Raw genomic sequence first — 24987 nt, forward strand, 5'->3', positions numbered from 1 at the left:
ATTCGGCGATACCGGTTAAATTTTTCCCGCGAAACGGTCCGGGCGGGGAGCTGGTTATCGGGTTTTTGCAGCCGCTTTCCTTGCTTTTCGGTTTCAAATAAAAAGAACTTGTATTTTTAGCGCCACAAATTTGACAGAATGAAGCCACAGACCATTCATTTTATCTCCATCGGCGGCAGCGTTATGCACAACCTGGCCATTGCGCTGCATCAACAGGGACACCACATCACCGGCTCCGACGACGATCTCTACGATCCCGCCCGGACCCGACTTGAACAGTACGGTTTGTTGCCCGCTCAACTGGGCTGGCATCCCGAAGTCATTCATGCCGGTCTCGACGCCGTCATTCTGGGCATGCACGCCCGGGTCGATAATCCGGAACTGCAAAAAGCCCGTGAACTCGGTCTGCCGGTTTTTTCGTACCCCGAATTTGTGTACCAGCAAAGCCTGCATAAACAGCGGATCGTTGTGGCCGGGAGCCACGGCAAGACCACGATTACGTCGATGATATTACACGTGCTGAACTACCACCAGCGCCATTTCGATTACCTCGTCGGGGCCCAGGTCGACGGTTTTGATACGATGGTAAGGCTCACTCCCGACGCCCCGGTGATCGTGATCGAGGGTGACGAATACGGGACCTCTCCGATCGACCCCCGCCCGAAGTTTCTGCATTACCAGCCGCACATTGTCCTGATCAGCGGCATTGCCTGGGACCACGTCAATCTGTACCCGACCTACGAGCAGTATGTGCACCAGTTCGAACTGCTGGCCGATGCCATGTCAAAATCCGGTACCATTGTTTTTGATGATACGGACGACATGCTGGATGTGATTGCGCTGAAAGAACGCGAAGACGTGACCCGCCAACCCTACGACGTTCATCCGTACCGGATCGAAAACGGAAAAACCGTGTTGCTCACCAAAAGCCAGGGCGAGGTGCCGGTGCTGGTCTTTGGCGAACACAACATGAAGAACATCAGCGGGGCGCTGGCCGTCTGCGATCACCTGTCGATTACGGAAGCGATGTTCTACGAAGCGATTCAGAGTTTCAAAGGCGCGCACAAGCGGCTGGAGAAAGTGGCCGACAACGGCTCGACTCTCATTTTCCGGGATTTTGCCCACGCCCCTTCCAAAGTCGAAGCAACCACAGCCGCCGTGAAAGCACAGTTTCCCCGTCATCGGCTGGTGGCCTGCGTCGAGCTTCATACCTTCAGCAGCCTGAACAAAACCTTTCTGACCCAATACCGCGACAAACTGGATAAAGCCGACGCGGCTGCGGTTTTTTATAGTCCGCACACGCTGGAGGTCAAACACCTTGATCCGATCAATGCTGCGGAAATTTCCACGGCGTTCGATCGGCCCGATTTGCAGGTGTTCACCGATGCGGCCGCGCTCGAACAATTCCTGAAAAGCCAGGTGAACGGCCTGCCGACGGTTTTTCTCCTGATGAGTTCCGGCACGTTTGGCGGAATGAATCTAAACCTGTCATGAACCAGGGGTACGCGGAGTAAGGCCTAACGGTCTTGAACCGAGATTACACGGAGTAAGGGATTTATTAAGATTGGCTACGGCAACCTTAATAAATCCCTTACTCCGTGTAATCCTGGTTCCGACGATTTAATTTCCTTTCAGCAAATACGCCACCAGATCGGCGAGTTGCTGTTCGGAGAGGCCCAGCGACGTGGGGTCGGGCATCAGGCTGGTGCTGTATTGCTTGCGGGAAGCCACCTGAGCCGTCGGAATTGTCTGTTTCTGGCCGGCGGCATCTTTCACGACAATGGCCTGCTGCCCGTCACTGATCAGAAAACCGTAGTACGTCTGCCCGTTTTTGGTCGTAATCAACCAGGGTTCGTAACCAAACGCCAGCCCGGCGCTGGGGTTCAGAATGGCATCCAGCAAGCCGTTCCGGTCAAACTTCTGGTGAATCTTAGTCAGTTCCGGGCCAATGTCCCTGCCCGTAGGGCCGTGCCGGTGGCAGGTCGAACAGCTGGCCTTGAAAACCGCCTGCCCCGCCGTTTCATTGCCCGACAAGGCTGCAATCTTTTTCAATGACAAAGCCGCTGCTCCGCCGGGCCGCGTGAAGTAATCGCCCGCCATCGTGCGAACGCTCTGGTCGGGATTGGTAAAGATGACTTCGCTGATCACCGGTTTCAGACTTTCGGGCAATTTCTTCTCGGCCGCCAGACCCACCAGCAACATCCCCCCTTCCGGACTAACCGCCATCGCCTTCGCCAGCTTCTGCCGGTCTTCCGCCGAGGTATATTCTTCCAGCAGTTTCTGCCGCATCGCCATGGCCTTTTGCCCGGCTTCCGACAGTTTCGGCGGCATCACCTCATCCCAGTTCAGGAGCGTAGCCCAGTCGTTCGACCGGCGGAAATTGGTCCAGTAATCGGCCTGCTGCGCAATGGTTTTATCGTCCACTTTCGTTAGTTCGACCATCGCCCGGGCAGCCGCCGGATCTTTCATGAACCCAAGGGCCACAATGGCCTGTTTGCGGGCATCGGCGGTCAGGGTTGGAGCCAGCGCCCGTTGCTTCATCAGGTCCGCCGTACTGGCCGGATGGAGCCGCCAGATGAGGTTAGCGGTTTTCTGATCCCATTGAACAGGATTAGCCGGCATCGACGGTTTTAAAACCGCATACAGCGCTTCTTCTTTCCGGTCGGCGGCCAGGCCAACCGCTTCGAGGTAAAACCGGTCGTTTCCGTCGTATTGGTTGGCCAGTTTCACCAGCAAATCCCGACACTGCTCAAACGGGACATCGCGCAGGGCAATGGCCACCTCCCGACGCACCGCCGGAGACGGATCGTCGATCACCTGCCGGGCCAGCGCCACCACGTCGGGCTGCGTCTGTTTCAACGCCCGAAAAGCCGCGATCCGCAAATCGACCTGCTCCGATTTTAGCAATTCCTGTATTTTCTGCTGCCCTTTCGGCCCCAGTTGCGAAAGCAACCAGACCGCCCGCGCCCGGTGATACGGATTCGGAGCGGTCAGGAGTTTGGCAACCGGTTTCACAACCTTGTCGCCCTGCGCTTTCAGTTTTTCAAAACCCAGCACCCGGATATTGATCGCCGGATTCATCAGCGCCTGAAGCTGGCCTTTGGTTCTGGCCGTATTAATAACCGGTGCTTTCAGATTTTTGCCTTTGGGAGTAATCCGGTAAATGCGTCCGTAACCTTTGGAATCTTTCATCTGGTGCCCCCCTACCACCGGATCGAACCAGTCGGCGATGTAGAGAGCCCCATCCGTTCCGACGGCCACGTCGCTGGGTCGGAACCATTTGCGGATGTCCTCCTTGATGTCGTTCCACTTGTATTCCTCGTCCACCTTCGGAAAGGTGCTGATAAAGTCCGTGCGGGGCATTCGATACCCGGCGCCCTGCGGCTCGGGCCGGTAGCTGAAGATCACGTTCCGGCCCGCTTCGCAACTCAGCAATAAGCCCCGATAGTTGGCGCCCAGTTCATCCCCCTCGTAAAAAACCATCCCCGTCGGCGAACCGGCTCCGCTGATATCACCCGCCGGCACTACGCCCGGGTCTTCCTGGTGCCAGTGCGCCGTCGGAATGTCCTGGCCGGGCCGCTGGTCACCCTGCCAGAAGCGCGTTCCATCCTGACTGAAATAACCCATATTACCGCCTTCCATTAACCAGCTGGTCCGGCAGGCCACCACCTGGTCGTCGTTGTCGTTCTGCCACAGGTTGCCGTACGAGTCGATGGCGGTTTCGTAGTTGTTCCGAAAATTGTGCCCCATCACTTTCAGGCCGGTTCCGTCCGGGTTGATCCGAAGCGCCATCCCGCCGACCCAAACCCGGTCGTCGTCGCTGACCATGTTGCCTTTGTTCTTGGTATTGTACGGTGTCCCCCCTGTGTAGATGCTCCCCGACCGCAGCGTCCACCCCGCTTTATCGGTCACGGTATGCGGCCCGGCATTACCGGTATTGAAGTACCATTTCCCGTCGGGACCAGCCACCAGCGAATGCAGGGAGTGATCGTGATCAAGACCGCCAAAACCGGTCAGGAAAATTTCTTTTTTGTCGGGTTTATCATCGCCATTTTCGTCCGTATAGACGACCAGATGCGGGGCGGCCGACACGATGATTTTGTTGCCGATCACCGCAATGCCCAGGGGCGACACCAGGTCTTTGTCTTCCACGAAGACCTTCGACTGGTCGGCTTTGCCGTCGCCGTCGGTGTCTTCCAGAATCATGACCCGCTCGCCGTTCGGGTGGTCGAGCCGGGTTTCAGGCTTGTTATTGAAGTTGCGGTAGTTGACGGCTTCGGTCACCCAGATGCGACCACGCGCATCGACATCGATGTTTGTGGGGTTATAAAACACCGGGGCTTCGGCCCAGACGGTAGCCTCCAGATCGTCGGGCACATACAATTTATTGGAGTCGGCCGCGGCTAAAACCGCCCTTCGATCGGGCTCCAAACCTTCTGATCCGGGGCGGGTTGTATGGCCTGATTGTTGCATCTGTATACTCCATCCGAAGAGACCTCCTACCAGGAGGGATGCCTGTAAAAACCGGACGGACTTAGGAATAGCGAGTTTCATCTTCAAGTGTTCCACGTGGAATAATTACCTGAAAAACAACATTTAAAGACTAGTAAACTTATTATAATAAGTGGATATTAGCAAAAACCGTGGAACAGTTACACGATTGCCTTATCCCAGAACCTCCCTTACAAACTTATTATTATAAGTATAACTTTCCAATAGGTTTTTCCCCTCTGGCACAGCACCTTCAATATGCACCCAACCCCGGTACTGAATGTCGTCCAACGCCTTCCGAACCTCCGGGTAATTCACTTTCCCCTGACCCAGCAGGTAGCTGTTTTCCTTAAAGTGGAATTCACAGATCTGTTTTTGCTGCCCGAGCCACCGGATTTCCTTTAAAATATTATATCCCATAACCGTGGAGTTACAAACATCGTAATACACTTTCACGGCGGGTGACGCCACGGCCTCGATGATCGCCATGTGCTCTTCGGCACTCAGCCACGACTCGATGGCCAGCACCACCCCCGCTTTTTCCGCTTTGGGCGCGACGGCTTTCAACCGTTCAATAACTACCTTCGTCCCCTGGGGATCGTTTTTCAAATCACCTTTGTTGAAGAACGCCAGCAGAATGTTTTTGGCCCCGAGGGCGCGGGCGACATCGACACTCTCCTGAACCCATTGCTCGGCCCGCGGATCGGACTTGTAAGGCACGTTGTTCATCTCGCCCAGCGCCAGACCGCCGATCCTGACTCCGGTTCGTTTGGCGGCCGCGCGCCAGGCTTTTTGCAGGTCTTTCTGCCGGAGGTGCATGTCGTTTTTCGCCGAACCCATGTTCACCTGGATTCCGTCGAGACCGATGGTTTTAGCCACATCGAACGCTTCGATTTTGCTGGATTGCCCAATCGACCAGTCACAGGCGCCGACGTAGAAACGTTGGTCCTTTGGGTTTTGTAGCGTAATTTTAGACGTTAATTGGGGCCAGGAAGCCTGGGCACTCAGCCCAATAAAGCCCATCGTTTGCCAGAGAGCGGTACGTCGGTTCATGGATGGTCAGGAATAGATTTTGTTCAAAAGTACAGGCTAAATGTTATATTCACTCGTTGCCAGCCGGTTAGGCTAATTTTTTTTTAATACGTTCCAACCGTTGCAACGGGATCAGGGTCAGTAGGAGTGAATTAATATGTTGGATGAACGAGCGTTAGTTGACGGCTGTCGAAATAAGGACCGAACTGCTCAGCGAAAACTGTACGAGTTATTCGCCAGGAAGCTCTTTGTGGTCAGCCAGCGGTACACCAAAAACCGCGACGACGCTGAAGATGTGTTGCAGGATTCTTTTGTGAAGGCGTTCCAGCATATTGATACGTTTCGGTTCGAGTGCCCGTTGGAAGCATGGCTCAAACGCATTGTGATCAACACGGCCCTGAAACACATCCGCAAACAAAAGCCGTGGCAAAACCAGGCCGAGCTGGAGGATGTGATACCGACCGCTCTACCGCAGACGGAAGATAGCCTATCGGGTCTGCACTACCAGCAACTACTGAAGATGGTGCAGGAACTCCCGCCGGGGTGTCAGGCCGTGTTTAACCTATACGCTATTGAGGGGTATACCCATCCCGAAATTGCGGAGTTACTAGATATTTCCGAAGGTACATCCAAATCGCAGTTCTCGCGTGCCCGCATGCTCCTGCAACAAAAGATTCAGAACGAGCGTCCAATTCCGAAATGAGTCTGTCTCAAGAAGAACAATTTAATGAAGAATGGCGAGGCCTCTTCGAAAATGCTGAAGAAAGCCCTTCCGAGGAGCTTTGGGATAGCATTGTTCGTCGCTTAGACGAGGAAGAGTCGGAACCAATACTACCGCTCTGGCCCCGGGTAAGACCCTGGGTGTACGGTGTGGCTGCTACTTTTATTACGCTTTTAGTAGGTTGGTGGGCCACCCGGTCCATCGAAGACGCCGGATTCAATCGGCCGGTAGCCGGTCAAACCCAAACTGAAAACCTGGCGGGCAAAACCGGGTCGGCAGACAACCGCAAACCGGCAACGGCAACCGGCGAACCCACCGGCGTGAAGGCCGAAACCGGCGGTAACGCAACTGAAAACCTGGCGGCTAATGGCCGGCGTACTTCCGAAAAGACAAAACCGGAAACCCCGGAAGATTCGGAACTGGAACAGTCCGAAACCGCCACCACGATCGATCACCTGATCAAAGACCAGTCGGCGCTGGCCCTGAACCGGAAAGCGCCCCGCGCTTCGGCGCCCCCCGCCCAACGGCCCTCGCTGGCCACGGATCGGATCGCCCAGCTTGACCGCACCAGCCGAAAAACCGCGCTGAAAAACCGGGTCGAAAAATCGGAGCCGCTAGCGCTAACCACCCGGTCTGACCAGCAACAGCCGACCCGCGAAACTGAACCGGCCATACAGCCTGCCGACAGCCGTCTGGCCTACGAAGCGAGTTATATCAAAAACCGGATAGTGGCCACTAAAAAACCGGCCCCCATTAGCCGGATCGTTTGGTACCGAGCCCCGGAAATTGCCATCGAACCCCAGGAAAAAGGCCGGGCCAAAAAAGAATACTGGGCGGCAGTAACGGCGACCCCAATGTCATTCAATCCGATGACGTCCATTCATTCCAATCTTAATCAGGCGTATTTAGCCTATAATGCTGTCCAACAGGCCAGCCGCCTGCCGAACACCCCATCGCTCCAGAACCAGTCTCAAATTTCGATGGCGTGGCAGGCCAGTTCCGGCGTTAAGTTCAGCAAACACTGGTCGGTCGAAGCGGGACTCCAATACCTCAATGGCCGTTCACAGGCCCGGAACAATGCGTCGGTCATGAACTCCTTTACTAACCAGACGGAAAATATGCTGGTCAACGCGATCCGGAACAGCAGTCCGACGGTAGCGAAGGACGCAATCCCACAGGCCGGTAATTCGTTGCTTCCATCCGGTCTTGATAAGAACAACATGTCTAATTCGAGTTATCTGACCGTTATTCCTTCTGATCAGCTCGTATCGAATAACTTTCAATATTTGCAGTTACCTGTTCAGCTCGGGTACCACATTTTGCCCGAACACAAAATCAGCTATTCCGTACTGGGTGGTTTGATGGCCAATGTGTTCCTGAAGAATACCATCAACGGTTCGCTGGAAGTTAATGCGGGGGATCAGGTTTACCGCCCGCTAGCGATGGCGGGTACGGCCGGTTTACGTATCAACTACCATCCTACTCACCACTGGTCCGGCTCGCTGACGGGTTCGTACCAGCAATCCCTGCAGAGCGGTACGCAGTCGGACACCCAATTACAGGTTCGTCCGCAGGCTCTGGGCGTCGGCTTTGGCTTGAATTACCATTTCTAAGCGCCCGGTTTTATGGTGATGGGTCTACGGATTTATCACCATAAGACCGTTTTTTTACCAAATTTTCATTTTCTCCCGTTATTTTTTCAACGTTTTCCAACCCCTACCCTCCGGATCGGGTCTATCCTACTGAGCGCTCAATGAGGTAGCATAAAACCGATTTGCGATGAAACGAGTAACGTTTTTTTCCTGTCTGATTACGGCCTCGGTGGGTCTATTGCCGATGGCGGGTTGCCAAACCGATACCACTGCGCCCAATCCCGGAACTGGGGGTTTGAAACCAACGGCGCAGGCCCGGTTATTTGCGCAAAAAACCAATGATTTTTCCTTCGATTTTTTAAAGCGTATCAACGCGCAACACAAGGAAGATGAGAATATTTTTGTTTCGCCCCTGAGTCTTCATATGGCGCTTGGCATGTTGCTGAACGGTGCCGATGGCCAGACCGCGGATGAAATGAAAAAGGCGATGCACCTGGATGGTGTTTCGCTGGCCGATGCCAACCAAACCTATGAGTTTTTAAGAAAAGGGCTGCCCACCGCTGATCCGAAAGTAACAACAAAACTGGCTAATTCAATCTGGTACCGCAACGGGTTTTCCGTTGAACCGTCGTATCTCGACGTCACAAAACAAACCTTCGATGCCCAAATTTCAGGGGAGGATTTCAGCAACCCGACGCCCGTTATCAACAAAATCAATCAATGGGCCAGCGACAACACCAACGCGAAAATCAAGAAAGTAATCACGGAGGTTAAAGATGAGCAGGTGTTGTTTTTGTTGAATGCCCTGTATTTTAAAGGCGACTGGAAGTATCAGTTTGATCCGAAAAATACCGGCGAAGAACCTTTCACGCTGGTTTCGGGGGTCGATAAGCGGGTCCCGATCATGACCATGAATTCGGTGATTCGACACGCGTTCCGGCCGACGTACGGGGCCTTCGAACTGCCCTACGGCGACGGTACCTATGCCATGACGGTGCTGTTGCCACACAGCAACTCGCCAGACGCGTTGATCAATAGTCTGAACGCAACGGAATGGGCGGATCTGCAACAGGCCATGCGGGAAAGCAAAATAGCGGTCGGCCTGCCCAAGTTTACCCTGGAGTACGAAGCCAATCTCAACAACGTACTCAAACAGATGGGAATGCCGTCCGCGTTTACAGATGCGGCCAACTTTTCCAGAATTAGTACCAGGCAAGGGTTGAAGGTGAGTTACGTAAAGCAAAACACCTTTGTTGCCGTCGATGAAAAAGGTACGGAAGCCGCAGCGGTAACCAGCATTGGGGTTGAAGTCACTTCGTTGCCGCCATCCCTCATTTGCAACCGTCCTTTTGTGTTCCTGATTACCGAAAAAGGAACGGGTTCGGTACTTTTTATGGGGAAGATCGTCAATCCGGAAACAACAAAATAACGAACGAATGAAAACGATTCTCTGTCTTTTTTCAGCGATTCTATTGATCTCGGCTTCCTGTCAGGATAAAACCAATACAACCATTCCGCCCCAATTACTGTCTACTACCCATATAGCCGGTACCTTTAAGTTGGTTGAACCAGCATCGAAATTTGACGTCACGCTGGTCATGACGCCGGACTCGTCCAGCAGCGAAATCAAAAACCGGGTGGCGTATACCCTGAGCGGGCGTTCGTCGGTTAATCAATACTTCGGCAGTTTTGTCGGCACAACGGGTTCCAACGACGTGCAGGTTAGTGCTATCGGTAGCACCAAAATGGCGGGGCCGGCCGATGCGATGCAGTTTGAAAGCGATTATTTTAAAAAACTACAGGCTGTCAAACGGTACGAAATAACGGGTAACCGCTTGCAATTGATCATTGACGGTAGCAACGTACTCGTGTACGAAAAGGAAAAATAATACAACCTGAACATAAGGAGTGGGCCGGTACGAATCCACACCAGCCGGTCTGCTCCATTTTTTGGGCTGACGGAGTCCCGTACTCTTAGAAAAGCTTTGACCTCTGATTCATTGTGCAAACCGGATTGCCCGGGGGCTTTGCCTTCCGGGCAATTTTTTATGGGTATATTCCAACGTTTTTTAAAGCAGCAGGGTCTGAGTAGATATCCCTAAACGACCTGTTGCATATGAAACGAACTCTTTATCTTATCCTCGCAATCGTGTTGGTCGGCCTGAACAGCTGCTCCGACAAATGCAAAGAAACCCGCACGTTCCGACAATTTACCCCGCTCACGCTAACCATCGCTCAGGTACGGAACGGTGTCCAGACCGAACAAGCCCGCACGCTCGTCAACCCGGGCAAAATCTACACGAAAGACGGTTTTCTGCTGATCAACGAAATCAAGGAAGGCATTCACATCATCGACAACCGGAATCCGTCGTCGCCCAAAATGGTGTCCTTCATCCGGATTCCGGGCAACGGCGACATGGCCATCCGCAACAACATCCTGTACGCCGACAGCTATATGGATCTGGTTGCATTCGATATCAGCGACCCGCAAAATGTCCGGGAAATTAACCGGGTGAACGACGTCTTTCCGAATGGTCAGTTTGAGGGGGGCTACTGGAGCGTAAATAACCAACAGGCTATTATCAACGACCAGAAAGTAGATTACGTAACGCAAACCGTCCAGACCAATTGCGAAAGCTCCGTAACAGAAGGCTGCCGAAACTGTGGTGTGGTGTTTGACCTACGGGGCAACTGGAGCGCGTTCTCAACAGGCTCTACTACGCCCAATACCAGCGGAACGGGCGGTTCTATGGCGCGCTTCACGCTGTACGACAATTACCTGTATACGATCAGCCAGTCCGACATGCAACTGTTCGATATCAAAACGCCTTCTAACCCGAAAATAGGCAATAAGATTAGCCTGGGCTGGGGGATCGAAACCATTTTCCCGTATAAAGACAAACTGTTTATCGGTGCGCAGTCTGGGATGCACATCTACGACAACAGCAACCCGGAAAAACCGGTACGGATGTCAACCTTTGCGCACGCGAACGTGTGCGACCCGGTGGTCGTTCACGAAGACAAAGCCTACGTCACGCTGCGTTCCGGCACTACCTGCCAGGGTTTTACCAACCAGCTGGATGTGGTCGATATTTCGAGTCTGTACAACCCGCGTTTGCTGAAAAGCTATCCGATGAAAAACCCGCACGGCCTGGGTATCGATTTCCCGACGCTATTCATCTGCGAAGGGGCGTATGGCCTGAAAACCTTCAACGCCAGCGACGCGCTGAAAATCGACCAACTGGAGCATCTGGAAGGCTTCCAGGCCTACGATGTCATTCCGATGGGCAAAACGCTGCTGATGATCGGGAAAGACGGTTTCTACCAGTATGATTACAGCAATCCGAAGAAATTGCGGCTGTTGAGCAAGATTCCGGTGCAACGTCCCTATCCCGCCAGCTAACCATTCGATCCCATGAAAAAGATTGGTAGCAAAGCCCTATGGCTGTGGTGCCTATTGGCGTTCCCTGCCTGCGCTCAAAAAGCCCCGTTTAAGCCCGTTTTTACGAACATGACTGAATTTGGTGCCCTGTTTGGGCAAGTGCGTTATAACGTCGGTTCGGCCTCCGAAAACGTGGGAAAACGCCAGAACCTTACGGCGCAGACATTCAATGGCGTTCAACTGCGGCCGAAGCTGGCCGTAGGGGCGACGGTGGGTGTCGATTGGTACAATTCGGCCCTGTTGATGCCGGTTTGCGCGGGGGTTCGGTATGATCTGGCGCAGCCGGGCAAAAAGAACCTACGGGTATTTACAAGCCTCGATACCGGTTACGGTTTTGCGTGGCTGAACGAAGATCCGACGGGCTACGAAACCCGGGGGGGCTGGGTAATTGCCCCCGGCATCGGTTTCCGCATCGGAAAACCGCAGAATGCCAATTTCATTCTTTCGCTCAGCTACAAACGCCAGGAAGCCGAAGCCGACAAACCGCTCGGCTGGAATGAAATTTCCAAACACGAAACCCGGGTTTATAACCGGGTGGCCCTTCGGCTGGGGTTGAGTTTCTAACGCTTTTAACCCGCATGAAATCAGCACTTATACTCCTGACGGGACTCTGTCTGGCCCTGGTCGGCTTACGGGTCAACGAACAAATCATGACGACCGCGATCAATCCCTTGATTGGCGACAAAAGTTTCGTGGCGCGTTTTGGCTCCGAACCGGATGAAACCATTGATGACAAACTGCGCATTCATACTCATCTGGAATACGTCGAACAGCTCTTACGGCAACGGACTACGCCTGGGTTACCTAAGGAGCAGCAGAAGAAGCGACTTTTTCTGCTGGACAAATTGAAAGAATACCGTCAACGGGGTATTTTTCCGAAAAACTACGATTATCCCAACGAGCGAAAACCGTGTTTCATCGACAAGGATGGCAGCATCTGCGCCGTCGGGTATCTGGTTGAGCAAACCGCCGGACGCGAGGCAGCCGAATCCATCAACCTCCGGTATCAATACGCCACGATTTATGAAATGAACGACCCGGACGTAGTGAACTGGATTGCCGAGTCGGGGTTGACGCGGGAAGAGTGCCAGATGATTCAGCCGGCGTATTCACCACCTCCTCCGCCCGCTATTTCGAATCAATACAAGATCACGAACGCGTACGCCATATCCTCGGGTTTATTGAATGGAGCCAATGTGGCCCTGAGTGGAGCGCAGTTCATGAATCGGCCCGGTATGACCCCTAAACAACTTAGCACCTGGGGGATGCTGACTGGCCTTGCCACAACCACATTGGGGATCATTAACCTGGAAAAGTTCTCCTACGATTACAGCGTCCTGACTCAAAGCACTTATTATGGCCGGGAGCTGCCCAGTAATCAGTCGAAGCGGACCCTTTCCATGGTCAATATTGGAGCGGGAGCCGCCACTACGTTGTTGAGCCTGATTAATCGACGTGCGTACAAAAAAACGCCCCGATCTGTGTCCTTCCATGTGTATACTCCTCCCGTTGACGACGGTTTTGCGCTTGGTTTGCACGTTGTAAAACGGCTCTAATGAAAAAGCCCCGGTTTAGGCCGGGGCTTTTGTGTTTTATGCCATCGTAAATTTATGCTGATTGCGTTTTCGCTCGTTTTCGTCGAGGTAGATTTTCCGAATCCGCATCGACTTCGGCGTTACTTCCAGATACTCATCTTTCTGGATGTATTCCATCGACTCCTCCAGCGAGAACGACACCTTTGGTGCGATCCGAACGTTGGCGTCGGAGCCGGCGGCCCGCATGTTGGTCAACTGCTTGGCAGTTTGCACGTTCACGACAATATCGTTCTGGCGGTTGTGTTCGCCAATCACCTGGCCGGTATACACTTCGTCGCCCGGTTCGATAAAGAACGTCCCCCGATCCTGTAATTTATCAATGGAATAGGCCGTTGCCACCCCACCCGTCATCGAGATCAGTGACCCATTGATCCGTTCCGGAATGGCGCCCTTATACGGTTCAAAGCTTTTGAAGCGGTGCGTCATCACGGCTTCCCCGAACGTAGCGGTCAGCACGTTGGACCGCAGTCCGATCAGACCGCGCGACGGAATTTCGAATTCGAGGTGTTGCAAATCGCCTTTCGGTTCCATAATCAGCAACTCCCCTTTCCGCTGCGTCGCCAGTTCGATTACTTTTCCGGCAGTTTCTTCCGGTACATCCACCACCAGCGTTTCCACCGGTTCCAGGCGGTTGCCATTCTCATCAAACTTATACAATACCTGCGGCTGGCCTACCTGCAATTCGTAGCCTTCCCGACGCATGGTTTCGATCAGAACCGACAAGTGCAGAATACCACGTCCGTAGACCAGAAACCGGTCTTCGCTATCGGTATTTTCAACGCGCAGCGCCAGGTTTTTCTCGGTTTCCTTATACAACCGATCACGCAGGTGCCGTGAGGTCACAAACTTGCCTTCTTTGCCGAAGAACGGTGAGTTGTTGATCGTAAACAACATATTCATCGTTGGTTCATCGACCGCAATACGCTCCAGCGCTTCCGGGTTTTCGGCATCGGTCAGCGTATCGCCAATCTCGAAATCCTCCAGACCGGTTACCGCGCAGATATCACCGCATTGCACTTCCGCCACCTTTTGTTTGCCGAGGCCCTCGAAGGTTTGGAGTTCTTTAATCCGGACTTTCTTAATCACGTCGCCCGCTTTGACCAGCGCCATGTTGGCGCCTTCTTTCAGCGAACCGCGTACGACCCGGCCAATGGCAATCCGGCCCACGAAGGCCGAATAATCCAGCGAGGTAATCTGCATCTGCGGGGTTCCTTCCACGACCGGCGCGGGCGGAATCGTTTCCACAATGGTGTCCAGCAGGTACGTAATGCTATCGGTCGGTTTTTGCCAGTCCGGCCCCATCCAGCCCTGTTTCGACGATCCATAAACCGTCGGAAAATCCAATTGCTCTTCGGTGGCGCCGAGGTTGAACATCAGATCGAAGACCTCCTCATGCACCTCTTCCGGGCGGCAGTTTTCTTTGTCGACTTTGTTGATGACCAGAATCGGTTTCAGGCCCAGTTGCAGGGCTTTGCTCAATACAAACCGGGTTTGGGGCATGGCGCCTTCAAAGGCATCAACGAGCAGGCAAACACCGTCGGCCATTTTCAGAACGCGCTCCACTTCACCCCCGAAATCGGAGTGACCCGGCGTATCGATGATGTTGATTTTAACGTCTTTGTACCGCACCGAAACGTTCTTCGAGACAATCGTAATACCCCGCTCCCGCTCCAGGTCGTTATTGTCCAGAATCAGATCGCCGAATTCCTGATTTTCCCGAAAAATCTTGGAAGCGTGAATAATTTTGTCAACCAGCGTCGTCTTACCGTGGTCAACGTGAGCTATAATAGCTATGTTGCGAATGGATTGCATACAACCTTGAAATAGAGTAACGACAAAAGAGAATAGACGAGGGCTGTCTGATTCGTAAACAAGCTGGTTTTCCGGCGGTTTTCTGTTGTCCTCTTAATTAGGGCGCAAAGATACGGAATTTTTACTGAATAACAGTATTTTACAATTTATTAACCTACAGAAAAAGAAAAAGCCGGGTTACCCCGGCTATAAGTACAATTTACGATACGTACGGATTAGAACTTGGGGCAACCACACCCGTTTTTTTTCTTGAAAAGACCCCACATAAAGCCTTTTTTCTTGCGATAGCCACGTGCTTTCTTCCGTTTAAAGATCGGCGCACTTTTTAGTTCTGAGTGGGCGGACTTCACATCGGCCGCTTCGACCGGTGCTTCCAGCGGAAGCATCAGGCTCATCGTTAAACCCAGCAACAGGAGCTTCTTCATACTTTCACGGCTATACTATTCTATCCTTACAACGCAAAGACTCACTAAAAGTACGTAAAAAAGGAAAGATTTTTACCGGAAATTTCGTCGGCTTCGTTAGCGATTGGCCTAAAAAAGAAAAACCGCCCCTTTCGCGACGGTTTTTCTTTTTTAACGGGGTCCCCGGTACGGCCGGTAGCTGTATTGCTGCGGAGCGCGCCGATAATTGCGGTAGTGCTTCTGCCGATGAGGGTGCGACCGATAGATCACTCTCGGCGGAGGGGTCACAATAACCGGCGGGCGACGGTACATGTAGGGGCTGTATCCATACCTCGGTCCGTAGCCATAATCGGCTCTCACACCGACCGAAGGGGCACAACTGGTCAAAACGATGCCCAGCAGCGCAATCACCAGCATTGAAATCAGACTATGCGTTTTCATGATACTAACAGTCTATTTGGTACACGCTTGATACCCCTTAGACTCGTTTGGTTCACTTAGGTTTAACGCACACACCGAAAAAGTCGTTCGCTTTTCCCGGGAAAAGCGCCTATACCTTCAGGTGGGTTTTCAGGTAATTCAGCGTAATCTGGTAGGCATCGGCCGTCGCTTCCTTGTTAAAACCGGGGTTGCTCGGGTTCGCAAAGGCGTGGGGCGCATCGTACATCTTGATGGCAATGTCTTTTCCGGCCTCTTTCATGTTTTTCTCAAACTCGGCCACCGTTGCGGGTGGAATTCCGGAATCCTTCGCGCCAAAAATGCCCAGCACATCGGTGTTCAGTGTTTTCAGTTTTTCCACATTTTTCTCCGGCTGACCGTAGTAGATCACACAACCGACGGTTTGTTTCCCGGCCAGAATGGCTGATTGCAGCGACATACCGCCCCCAAAACACCAGCCGACACTGGCAATCTGTGCCTGTGGGCCCACGTAAGCAATCGCGCCCTGCATAATGGCACCCAGCCGTTCGCGCGGAACCTGAACCAGCTTTGAGGCTTCTTCGCGGGTTGTCGCCACCTTGCCGTCATACATGTCAACCGCCAGTACGTTGACGTCTTTCAGGTCGTTGTACAACTTTTCGGCTTCCTGTTTGATGTAGTCGTTCAGCCCCCACCATTCCTGGTAGACAAACAGCCATTTGTTGGTTTCCTTTGGCGCTTTCAGCAAAAAACCGTTGGCTTCCTGGCCATCCGGTGTTTTGAACTTCACCATCTCCCCAGCCGCGCTATGGAACGTAAACGGCAACGGTTCTTCGTGTAACATGACAAACGAACGATTACTGGCCAGCAACGCCATGTCATTGGACACATCAGCAACGGGTTGATCGCAGCAGGAAGGCCCCTGCGCTGACGTCGTCAGCGCGACGAAAAGTCCACTGGCAAGGAATAAGAGCTTTTTCATACATTTCTAGATCCGGGATTACACGGATTAAAGGATTAAGCGAATGGTCCTGAACTGGGCTTACACTTTTTTCAATTCAAAGATGGTCACTTCCGGCAGAATGCCAACTCGGCCCGGATAGCCTAAATATCCATACCCACGATTGACGTACAGATATTGCTGCCCTTCCTGATACAAGCCTGCCCATTGTTTATAGACATATTGCGACGGGCTCCAGCGGACATTCCCGACTTCGACGCCAAACTGCATGCCGTGGGTGTGTCCCGCAAACTGCACGTCGATATCCGGAAATTGCGGCCGAACCTGGGCGTCCCAATGGCTCGGGTCATGGGAGAGTAACAACTTAACCGGGTAGTCTTCGGCCCCTTTCCGGGCCTTCGCCAGGTCACCGTATTTGGGCCACCGGCCCGACCCCCAGTTTTGAATACCTAGTAAAGCGATTTTGTCACCACTTTGTTCTAAAATACGGTTTTCGTCCATCAGCAAATCCCAGCCGAGCAGTTTGTGAGCCGCCATCAGGTTCTGCAAATTCTGCCGTTTGGCCTGCTGGTTCGGCCAGTTCACGTAATCGCCGTAATCGTGATTGCCCAGGGTCGAATAAACGCCCATCGGTGCTTTCACCTTACTGAAAATATCAATGTACTGTTCGACCTCGTCGGCGGTGTTGTTGACCAGATCACCGGTAAAAAAAACGACGTCCGGTTTTTCGCGCAGCAACATCTCAACCCCGCCTTTGACTGCGACTTTGTTAAAAAAACTTCCCGAGTGAATATCCGATAACTGAGCGATCTTCAAACCGTCAAAGCTCGACGGCAGGTTTTTGAGCGGTACCTTAATCCGCCGGATGCGGTAATCGTGCGCGCCCGAAATAATGCCGTACGTAAAGGCCACCAACGGCACCGCCCCCGCGACCAGGGCGGTTTTCATCAAAAATTCGGAGCGGGGAATGAGGTTCGTGGCCGGAATGGTCGCCTGAGTGGTATCGTTAACGGCGGCCCGAATGTCGGGACGATAAAAGAGCGAGGCAACCCAGCGAACAAACCGCCCCAGATCATCCACGAATATGAACAGAATGGCAAATACTTTCGAAAAGTATGGGATCAAAATCGCCGACCAGATAAAACTGCGCGTGATTCTTCCAACGGCATCGGGTGGCAGCAATTGCATCGTCAGGTAGGTGATGATGGAAACCGCCGTAAACCCCCAATACATGTAGTGAACAGCACGCTGCGTGGTTTCGGAAGCCGAGCGGGTGACGGTTTTTATAGCCTGGAAAATGTACCAGTCGATCAGAAGTAAAAGGCCAGATACAATGAAAAACAGAACGATACGGTTCATAGTGGTCGAAAAAGAAAACCCACAGCGTAAACAGACACTGTGGGTTTTTCGGTTCAATACAGTTAGTTATTCATTAATTAATTCAGGTTCCCGCTCCGGTTGGGGGACTGTTTTCTTTATCCGGCCTTTAACCTTCTCGCTAACCCAGTACATACACGGCACAATCACTAACGTTAAAACCGTCGAAAAGGTTAGCCCGTAAATGATGGTCCAGGCCAGAATGTTCCAGAAGACGGCGCTATCGCCCCCAATGATGACGTGCGGAGCAAAATCCCGGAACAGACCCACAAAGTCGATCGTCAGACCCAGGGCCAGCGGTACCAGCCCGAGCACGGCAGCCGAAGCCGTCAGCAAAACCGGGGTTAGACGGATGGCTCCCCCTTCGATGATCGCTTCGCGCAGGGGCGTTCCCCGATCCCGGAGTTCTTCGATAAACTCGATGAGAAGAATACCGTTTTTCACCACAATCCCGGCCAGGGCAATAATACCAACCCCGGACATGATGATCGAGAACGTTTTCCCGGTAAGCATGAAGCCCAGCAGCACCCCGATCAGCGACAGCACAATGGTGAAGAAAATAATGACCGGTTTCACCGCGGAGTTGAACTGCGTTGCCAGAATCAGGTAAATGAGCAGCATCGCCATGCCGAATGCCGACATCAAAAACACCATCGACTCCTGTTGTTCTTCCTGTTCACCACCCATCCGGATCACGTAGCCATTCGGAACATCGAGATCGGTGATGAGCTCCTGAATCTGAGCCACAATTTCGTTGGCGTTGTAGCCCGGCACAACGTCGGAACCCAGCGTAATAACCCGCTCCTGGTTTTGCCGGTTGATCTGGCTGAACGTGGTCGAATAGCTTATACTGGCCACCGACTGAATCGGAACCTGCCGCAGTTGCCCACCCATGTTCATATCCCGGTACACAATATTGAGGCTCAGTAGTCGCTCAATCTGGCTACGGTCATCCTGCTTTAACCGAACCATGATGGGGTATTCGTCCTTGTCATCGCGGAATTTCGATACTTCCAGACCGAACAGCGCCGTCCGAACCGCCATCGCCACCTGCGAGGAAGAAATGCCTTCCCGCTCGGCTTTTTCACGATCGATGTTGATGACTATTTCCGGTTTGTTGGTCACCAGGTCCGACTTCAACTGGTCGATGCCCTGAATCCCGGACTGCGCGATTTTCTGCCGCACCTGTTTTTCGATGCTTTGCAAAACCTTGAAGTCATCCCCGGCAATTTCAATGGCAATCGGTTTTCCGGTCGGTGGACCGTTGTTCTCGCGTTCCACCGAGATTTCGGTTCCCGGAATGCCCTGCATGGCTGTCCGGACTTCGTTCAGCAACATTTCGGACGAAATCCCGCGCCGATCTTCTTTTTTCCCAAACGCCACCGTCACCTTCGATTTATGGGGCGTATCCGAACGATCCGGGTTGAACGGATCACCGGCATTTTTCCCAACGTTGGCGATTACTGAATTCACAATATCGGTTGCCTTGTGTTTGTCCAGCACGTCAAAAACGCGTTTCTCAATAATCTTCGTTACCGAGTCCGTCACCCGGGCATCGGTCCCGACCGGCATCACATTGTACACATAAATGTAATCCGGATCCCCACTCGGGAAGAAGATCACTTTCGGCTGGACGATGCCCATCAGGAAAAACGTCAGAAACAATAACCCGATCATGCTCACGATGGCGCCCACCGGTCGCCAACCGACCAGCACCCAGGAAATCAATTTGCGGTAGCCGTTTTTCAGTTTCGGCAGCAGTTTTTCCTGGAACGGAACGATAATATGAGGGGTGAGGATATAGTGATTGAATACATATAAAATTATGAACAGCACCATGAAGTTACCGATACCACGGTCGATCAGGTAACCGATAACGGTCAAAACCGCCATGATGATCAACGGCCGCCGAATCGGCTGGAAACCCTGGTTATCTTCGTGGTGGTCGTCGTCGTGCCGCTTCATGAACGTCACGGCAAAAACCGGGTTCATGACGTAAGCGACGAACAGCGATGAAAACAGCGTCAGAATCAGCGTCAGTGGCAGGAACTTCATGAATTCGCCCACAATCCCCGGCCAGAACAGCAGCGGGAAGAAGGGAGCAATGGTCGTCAGCGTACCGGACAAAACCGGAATAAACACCTCACCGGCGGCCGCTTTTACGGATTGTTTAATATCCCAGTCCTTGTTCAGGTTGAATAACCGGTGGGTGTTCTCGATTACCACGATGGCATCGTCCACCACCAGACCCAGACCGAGCAGGAAGGCAAACAGCACGATGGTATTCAGGGTAAAAACCGTCCCGACGATGGGCCCAACAACCGGCATGCACACAAAGGCCACCAGCGCCGACAGCGGTACGGAAAGGCCCACGAAAATGGCATCCCGAACGCCCATGAAGAACATCAGAACCAGAACCACGAAAATAAAACCAAGAATAACCGTGTTGACCAGATCGTGCAGATCGGCCCGGGTCCGTTCCGATTGGTCGGCGGTTACTTTAATATCCAGTCCTTGCGGAAATCGGGTTTCTTTGTAGTCATCAATGATTTTTTCGATTTTGTCCGAAGCCGAAATCAGGTTGGCCCCCGAACGTTTGATCACGTTCAGCGTCACGACCGATTTGTTGTTCAAACGGGCAAAATCCTGCTGTTCTTCGAAACTATCCTGCACATCGGCCACGTCGCCCAGCCGCACTGTAGCACCCGTCGACGTCCGGATTTGCAGATTCTGGAGTTGCTGCATGGCGTTAAATTCGCCTTTCACCCGCAGCGTCCGGCGAACACCATCTACGTTCAGTTCACCGCCCGACACGTTGATGTTTTCGCCCTGAACCGCCTGCTGAATGTCGAAAAACGACAGACCCGCCGATTGCATCCGGGGCAAATCCACGTTGATCTGGATTTCACGTTCCAGCGCCCCCACAATATCCACCCGGCTGATTTCCGGCATGGCTTCGATCCCATCCTGCAAATCCTCGGCGTATTCCTTCAGCTGTTTCAGCGAGAAATTACCGGCCAGGTTGACGTTCATGATCGGGAATTCGGAGAAGTTCACATCCTGCGCCGTCGGACCGCTATCAATTTTCTGGGGCAGATCGCGCCGGGCCTTGTCGATGGCATCCCGAACCCGCTGCAAGGCATCCGGAATCTGTACATCCGGGTTAAATTCAACCAGAATGACCGACACATCCTGCAAGGCATTCGATTTTATCTTTTTAACCCCGTTGATCGACTTGAGTTGTTTCTCGATCGGCTTGTTGATGGTGTTTTCCACATCCGCCGGTGCCGTTCCGAGATAAATCGTATTGATATAGATCTGGGGTACTTTAATATCCGGGAATTGTTCTTTCGGCAGGTTATTGTAAACCACCAGACCGCCCAGCGTAATGATAATCGTAAAGATGTAAATAGCCGTCCGGTTCTCTACGCACCAGTTGGTAAAACTCAGGGTTTTATACTGTTCAAATTTCATGGCGTTGATTGGTTTATAGCCACTAGTGAAAAAGGGAACTTAGAAGTTGATCGGTTGTCCGTCAACTAATTCCTGATAACCTTGCGTAACGAGCTGATCGCCTGCCTGCAACCCGTCTGTAATCTCGATCTGACCACCGTAGCTGAGACCGGTTTTTACCTGCCGGGCTTTGGCTACTTTCTTGTTATTTTCGGTCACAGCAATGTACACCAGCTGGCCGTTTTCGGTGCTCTGTACCATGTTCTGGTTGATCACAATGGCATTCGATTTCGAAATGTCGTTGATTTTGATCTGCGCCAGCATGTTTGGTTTCAGGCTATTGTCCGACGGCAGGGGAGCTTCGATGGTAAATGTCCGGCTCAGCGGGTCCACCGTCGTCGAAACAAAACTAATCCGGGTAGTCAGTTCCTTGTTGATGTCCGGAAACCGGACGATAACCGCATCGCCCCGACGCACACTGCCCGCGTAGGTGTCGGCCACTTTTGCTGTTACTTTCAGTTGCGCCAGATTGACCACGTTCACAATGCCTACACCCGGCATGGCGGTTTCGCCCGCTTTCACATTGACCCGGTCTACAACGCCGGAAATCGGCGAGGTAACGTTCGACTGCGAGAGTTGCGCGTTCAGCGTGGCCAGCCGTTTTTCAAGCCCTTCTTTGTTATTTTTGGCCTGCAAATACTGAATTTCCGTCCCGATCTGCTGCTTCCAGAGGTTCGCTTGTTTTTCATAAACCGTATTTGCCAGCGTGAGCTGGTTCCGAACTTCTTCCAGCGACTCCCGCAGAATCTGATCGTCGATTTTTGCCAGAACCGTACCGGCTTTTACCGCATCGCCCTCTTTCACGTAAACCGCCGTAACGGACCCGCCCGATTTCGGACTTACCTGCACGTTATTCTTCGCATCGATCGTTCCCTGTAACTCAACAAAGTGTTTGAAGGTGGTCGCTGTTAAGGGTGACACCGTCACTTCTTTCACTTTAACCTGCGCAGCCTGATTCGGATCGAGTTTAGCAACCTCGGCTTCCAGCGCTTTGATTTTCGTCGACAACTCGGTTTGCTGGGATTTCAGATCGGCTAATTCCTGCTTTTTGGATGCTAAATCCGTCTTTTTCTCCTCCGAAGCGCAGGACATCAATAAGGCCGTTGCCAATCCGATTGCGTAATATGTTCTCATCTTTGATTAATTCGATAAAACTGCCTTGAACAGCGTGAAAATATGGGGTAGTTATTGACCGGTGTAGAGTTTTCCCAGAGCTTTATCCAGATCGACTTTCGTAATCATGTAATCGAGCAAAGCCGCGAAGTAGTTGGTTTGCGCTTCCCGCGAAGACGTCTCGGCGTTCAGTACCTCGATATTGGAGCCAACTCCTTCTTTGTATTTGATCCGCGTAACCCGCACCACCTCCTGGGCGAGATCCATGTTGCGTTTCTGATTCTGGAGCGATTGAAGATTATTCGCCAGGGTAACGCTGGCCTGTTGGATCTGCAGATCAATGGAATTTTTCAGCAATTCACCGCTCTGACGGGCTTTGTCAAGGGCTATCTTTTTCTGCTGGGCCTGATACCGTTTCTGAAATCCATCAAAAACCGGCACATTCAGGTTCAAGGAAATAGCCGCCGAGTTGAACCACTGCGTGGTCCAGAAATCCATGAAATTGTTCCGACCGTTATTGTGTCCATAGGTGGCGGAGGCCGTCAAACGCGGATAATACTGCTTGCCTATGCTCTGGTAATCGAGATCTGCCAACTGTAGCTGGGTCTGCAGCGTCGAGAATTCAATCCGCTGGCCATAGTCGAAGGACGCATCCAGGAGGGCCGCCCGGTCGAGATCCTGCTGGCTATACGTTTCAATGCGGTCGGTCAGCTGAATGGGTGCATTAATTGGCAATCCCATTTGAAATTTCAGCAGATTGTAGCTCAGATCAACCAGGTTTTTGACGTTTTGCCGTTCGGTTTTCAGGTTATTCAGTTGAACTTCCAGCCGATCCACATCAATTTTCTCAACAAACCCCTGCCCGTTCATCGCCCGGGTTTCGCGCAGCAGCGTATCGACCCGCGCGATATTCAGGTCCAGCAATTTCATCCGCTCCTCGCTCACCAGCACCCCGTAATAAGCCTTGGCAACTTGTTCGGCTACGTTGATTTTAGACGCTGTAACATTTTTTTGAGCGAGTTCCCGGTAAGTTGCCGCGGCTTTCAGACCAATTTTATAAGAGGCATCAAACACGATTTGATTGACGTTGGCCCCAACGTTTCCCTGAAGTTTTACCCCGAACGGAATCGCTGTTACATCATCCTTACCTTTACTTGCCGTTGAATCCCCCGGAGCCCCAAAACCGCCCGCCGGAAAAATCACCCGCTGAATGATGGCATTATAGGTAATGGCACCCCCTACGTTGACCTGTGGTAGAGCGACTCCGCGGATTTCTTTAATCCGGGCTTCGGCACTTAAGGCATCCAATTGGGTGTTTTTGACATTAATATTCTGTTGGGTGGCAAATTGAATGGCATCATTCAACGAGAATTCACGAGGAGCCTGCGCCATCGCCGACCCCACTATCCCAGTTAGAAGCAACGCACTTAAGATAGCTCTACCGGGTGGTCGAAGCGGGGACATTCTGATATTTCTGAACATATTGGTTGTAGATAATTGATCCTTTTTCGGTAAGTATGCCACGCACAAAATGATGAAGTAACTGAATCTGGACTTCGATCATAGCTGCCAACCCTTTGGGAAACACATCCGTGTCGAAAGCCATACGGATAAGTTCGACACGTAATCTGGCCATAATTTCAACATCGATTTCTGATCGATACAACCCCTGTTCAATTCCTCTACGCAGATTCAGCCGGATCGACTCCAGTATAAATTTCTCCTTGAACTCTGTACAAATTTCCCAGGCCCTTGGATAATGGCGTTGAATATCGATCATCAAAGCCGGATTCATATCCGAAAGTTGTTGTCGGAGCATTTCCGAACCCAGCAAAATTTCTTCAATCGGGTCATGAGCGGTAGATATATGACAACTCACGTTCTCCCGGTTTTTATCCATTCGATACAGAATGACCTGGTAGACAATATCATCTTTATCGACAAAATGCTGATACAAGGTTTTCTTGGAAATTCCGATATCCCGCGAAATATCATCCATTGTTATGCTACGGGTCCCAAATTTCCAGAACAAGGCTTCAGCCTTTTCCAATATCCGTTCTTTGATCTCCAATGAATTATGACATTTTTAAGTCGTAAACTCAGGAAACTATTATAAAGTTCATAGTTTCCTGAGTTTTTACAATTCATTTAGCAGTTGGATACTACAAAGGTCTGTCTAAGCTGTATTTTGATCAATGTTTAAGGCGTGAAGCGGCTGATTTTACGGATGAACAGCCGGATTTAGGAAGATGAAAGGAAATCGCTATGAATCAAGCGATGTTGAAACAGAAGGCACATGAAGACCACCTGTGAGGAAATAATGAATCCCTATACGGTTTTGAAACGTGGTGTGGCCAAAAAAAAGGTCCTCTCGTTTCGGAGAGGACCCTTAAAATCTGTGGTGGCGGCAACCTACTCTCCCGGAAGTGACTCCAGTACCATCGGCGTAACGGGGCTTAACGGCTCTGTTCGGTATGGGAAGAGGTGTTCCCCCGCACCCTTACCACCATCCCAGCT

19 protein-coding genes and 1 rRNA gene are annotated in these 24987 nt (G+C 52.1%); 8 read left to right on the forward strand and 12 right to left on the reverse strand.

Annotated elements, in window-relative coordinates; genetic code table 11:
- Nucleotides 1–138: 138 nt before the first annotated feature.
- Nucleotides 139–1494, forward strand: coding sequence for a UDP-N-acetylmuramate--L-alanine ligase (locus ACFPMF_RS16530; RefSeq protein ID WP_379847136.1), 1356 nt, complete (start codon nt 139–141; stop codon nt 1492–1494).
- A gap of 126 nt (nt 1495–1620) precedes the next feature.
- Here ACFPMF_RS16530 and ACFPMF_RS16535 read toward each other — a convergent pair whose 3' ends face one another.
- Both ACFPMF_RS16535 and ACFPMF_RS16540 read right to left on the reverse strand, forming a co-directional pair.
- Nucleotides 1621–4473, reverse strand: coding sequence for a PVC-type heme-binding CxxCH protein (locus ACFPMF_RS16535; protein WP_379847139.1), 2853 nt, complete (start codon nt 4471–4473; stop codon nt 1621–1623).
- 192 nt (nt 4474–4665) lie between these two features.
- The gene (locus tag ACFPMF_RS16540; protein ID WP_379847142.1) at nt 4666–5544 is read right to left on the reverse strand and encodes a sugar phosphate isomerase/epimerase family protein; all 879 of its coding nucleotides are present in this window, start codon (nt 5542–5544) and stop codon (nt 4666–4668) included.
- A gap of 136 nt (nt 5545–5680) precedes the next feature.
- Between ACFPMF_RS16540 and ACFPMF_RS16545 the strand changes: the two genes are divergently transcribed.
- The 7 genes from ACFPMF_RS16545 to ACFPMF_RS16575 all read left to right on the forward strand — a co-directional run bounded on the left by ACFPMF_RS16545 (nt 5681) and on the right by ACFPMF_RS16575 (nt 12834).
- On the forward strand, nt 5681–6226 hold the full coding sequence (locus tag ACFPMF_RS16545; protein WP_379847145.1) for an RNA polymerase sigma factor: 546 nt from the start codon (nt 5681–5683) through the stop codon (nt 6224–6226).
- Nucleotides 6223–7857 carry an outer membrane beta-barrel protein gene (locus tag ACFPMF_RS16550; RefSeq protein WP_379847148.1) on the forward strand — a complete coding sequence of 545 codons (1635 nt, stop codon included), beginning with the start codon at nt 6223–6225 and terminating at the stop codon, nt 7855–7857. Before ACFPMF_RS16545 ends, ACFPMF_RS16550 begins: the two co-directional genes overlap by 4 nt.
- Nucleotides 7858–8023: 166 nt before the next feature.
- Nucleotides 8024–9265, forward strand: coding sequence for a serpin family protein (locus ACFPMF_RS16555; RefSeq protein WP_379847151.1), 1242 nt, complete (start codon nt 8024–8026; stop codon nt 9263–9265).
- Between the two features lie 7 nt (nt 9266–9272).
- Nucleotides 9273–9725 (forward strand): META domain-containing protein, encoded by a 453-nt coding sequence (locus tag ACFPMF_RS16560; RefSeq protein WP_379847154.1) that lies wholly within the window; start codon nt 9273–9275, stop codon nt 9723–9725.
- A 227-nt stretch (nt 9726–9952) separates the two neighbouring features.
- Nucleotides 9953–11239: an LVIVD repeat-containing protein gene (locus ACFPMF_RS16565; protein WP_379847157.1), complete on the forward strand. Its 1287-nt coding sequence runs from the start codon at nt 9953–9955 to the stop codon at nt 11237–11239.
- A 108-nt stretch (nt 11240–11347) separates the two neighbouring features.
- Nucleotides 11348–11842, forward strand: coding sequence for a hypothetical protein (locus ACFPMF_RS16570; protein WP_379847160.1), 495 nt, complete (start codon nt 11348–11350; stop codon nt 11840–11842).
- A gap of 14 nt (nt 11843–11856) precedes the next feature.
- The gene (locus ACFPMF_RS16575; RefSeq protein WP_379847163.1) at nt 11857–12834 is read left to right on the forward strand and encodes a hypothetical protein; all 978 of its coding nucleotides are present in this window, start codon (nt 11857–11859) and stop codon (nt 12832–12834) included.
- A gap of 36 nt (nt 12835–12870) precedes the next feature.
- On the opposite strand, the gene typA is transcribed toward ACFPMF_RS16575, so the two are convergent.
- From typA to rrf, 10 genes are all read right to left on the reverse strand, one after another.
- Nucleotides 12871–14685, reverse strand: a complete 1815-nt coding sequence (gene typA / locus ACFPMF_RS16580; RefSeq protein WP_379847166.1) for a translational GTPase TypA — start codon at nt 14683–14685, stop codon at nt 12871–12873.
- Nucleotides 14686–14900: 215 nt separating this feature from the next.
- The gene (locus ACFPMF_RS16585) at nt 14901–15110 is read right to left on the reverse strand and encodes a hypothetical protein (protein ID WP_379847169.1); all 210 of its coding nucleotides are present in this window, start codon (nt 15108–15110) and stop codon (nt 14901–14903) included.
- Nucleotides 15111–15260: 150 nt separating this feature from the next.
- Nucleotides 15261–15530, reverse strand: coding sequence for a hypothetical protein (locus ACFPMF_RS16590; RefSeq protein ID WP_379847172.1), 270 nt, complete (start codon nt 15528–15530; stop codon nt 15261–15263).
- A 109-nt stretch (nt 15531–15639) separates the two neighbouring features.
- Nucleotides 15640–16488 (reverse strand): dienelactone hydrolase family protein, encoded by an 849-nt coding sequence (locus tag ACFPMF_RS16595; RefSeq protein WP_379847175.1) that lies wholly within the window; start codon nt 16486–16488, stop codon nt 15640–15642.
- Between the two features lie 60 nt (nt 16489–16548).
- Complete coding sequence (locus ACFPMF_RS16600; protein ID WP_379847178.1) at nt 16549–17826, reverse strand: metallophosphoesterase; 1278 nt, start codon at nt 17824–17826, stop codon at nt 16549–16551.
- A 66-nt stretch (nt 17827–17892) separates the two neighbouring features.
- A complete protein-coding gene (locus tag ACFPMF_RS16605; RefSeq protein WP_379847181.1) occupies nt 17893–21318 on the reverse strand; it encodes an efflux RND transporter permease subunit in 3426 nt (1141 codons plus the stop codon).
- Nucleotides 21319–21357: 39 nt separating this feature from the next.
- Complete coding sequence (locus ACFPMF_RS16610; protein WP_379847184.1) at nt 21358–22491, reverse strand: efflux RND transporter periplasmic adaptor subunit; 1134 nt, start codon at nt 22489–22491, stop codon at nt 21358–21360.
- 51 nt (nt 22492–22542) lie between these two features.
- Nucleotides 22543–23892, reverse strand: coding sequence for a TolC family protein (locus ACFPMF_RS16615; protein ID WP_379847188.1), 1350 nt, complete (start codon nt 23890–23892; stop codon nt 22543–22545).
- A 16-nt stretch (nt 23893–23908) separates the two neighbouring features.
- Nucleotides 23909–24541 carry a TetR/AcrR family transcriptional regulator gene (locus ACFPMF_RS16620; RefSeq protein WP_379847190.1) on the reverse strand — a complete coding sequence of 211 codons (633 nt, stop codon included), beginning with the start codon at nt 24539–24541 and terminating at the stop codon, nt 23909–23911.
- Between the two features lie 328 nt (nt 24542–24869).
- Nucleotides 24870–24981 (reverse strand): 5S ribosomal RNA (rrf, locus tag ACFPMF_RS16625).
- Nucleotides 24982–24987: the final 6 nt, after the last annotated feature.

The sequence above is a fragment of the Larkinella bovis genome (assembly GCF_042655385.1).
Taxonomy (GTDB): Bacteria; Bacteroidota; Bacteroidia; order Cytophagales; family Spirosomataceae; genus Larkinella; species Larkinella bovis.

Excerpts from the sequence above, each read along its gene's own strand:
- ACFPMF_RS16530 (WP_379847136.1), top strand. The coding sequence starts at position 139 with ATGAAGCCACAGACCATTCATTTTATCTCCATCGGCGGCAGCGTTATG.
- ACFPMF_RS16535 (WP_379847139.1), bottom strand. The coding sequence starts at position 4,473 with ATGCAACAATCAGGCCATACAACCCGCCCCGGATCAGAAGGTTTGGAG.
- ACFPMF_RS16540 (WP_379847142.1), bottom strand. The coding sequence starts at position 5,544 with ATGAACCGACGTACCGCTCTCTGGCAAACGATGGGCTTTATTGGGCTG.
- ACFPMF_RS16545 (WP_379847145.1), top strand. The coding sequence starts at position 5,681 with ATGTTGGATGAACGAGCGTTAGTTGACGGCTGTCGAAATAAGGACCGA.
- ACFPMF_RS16550 (WP_379847148.1), top strand. The coding sequence starts at position 6,223 with ATGAGTCTGTCTCAAGAAGAACAATTTAATGAAGAATGGCGAGGCCTC.
- ACFPMF_RS16555 (WP_379847151.1), top strand. The coding sequence starts at position 8,024 with ATGAAACGAGTAACGTTTTTTTCCTGTCTGATTACGGCCTCGGTGGGT.
- ACFPMF_RS16560 (WP_379847154.1), top strand. The coding sequence starts at position 9,273 with ATGAAAACGATTCTCTGTCTTTTTTCAGCGATTCTATTGATCTCGGCT.
- ACFPMF_RS16565 (WP_379847157.1), top strand. The coding sequence starts at position 9,953 with ATGAAACGAACTCTTTATCTTATCCTCGCAATCGTGTTGGTCGGCCTG.
- ACFPMF_RS16570 (WP_379847160.1), top strand. The coding sequence starts at position 11,348 with ATGACTGAATTTGGTGCCCTGTTTGGGCAAGTGCGTTATAACGTCGGT.
- ACFPMF_RS16575 (WP_379847163.1), top strand. The coding sequence starts at position 11,857 with ATGAAATCAGCACTTATACTCCTGACGGGACTCTGTCTGGCCCTGGTC.
- typA (WP_379847166.1), bottom strand. The coding sequence starts at position 14,685 with ATGCAATCCATTCGCAACATAGCTATTATAGCTCACGTTGACCACGGT.
- ACFPMF_RS16585 (WP_379847169.1), bottom strand. The coding sequence starts at position 15,110 with ATGAAGAAGCTCCTGTTGCTGGGTTTAACGATGAGCCTGATGCTTCCG.
- ACFPMF_RS16590 (WP_379847172.1), bottom strand. The coding sequence starts at position 15,530 with ATGAAAACGCATAGTCTGATTTCAATGCTGGTGATTGCGCTGCTGGGC.
- ACFPMF_RS16595 (WP_379847175.1), bottom strand. The coding sequence starts at position 16,488 with ATGAAAAAGCTCTTATTCCTTGCCAGTGGACTTTTCGTCGCGCTGACG.
- ACFPMF_RS16600 (WP_379847178.1), bottom strand. The coding sequence starts at position 17,826 with ATGAACCGTATCGTTCTGTTTTTCATTGTATCTGGCCTTTTACTTCTG.
- ACFPMF_RS16605 (WP_379847181.1), bottom strand. The coding sequence starts at position 21,318 with ATGAAATTTGAACAGTATAAAACCCTGAGTTTTACCAACTGGTGCGTA.
- ACFPMF_RS16610 (WP_379847184.1), bottom strand. The coding sequence starts at position 22,491 with ATGAGAACATATTACGCAATCGGATTGGCAACGGCCTTATTGATGTCC.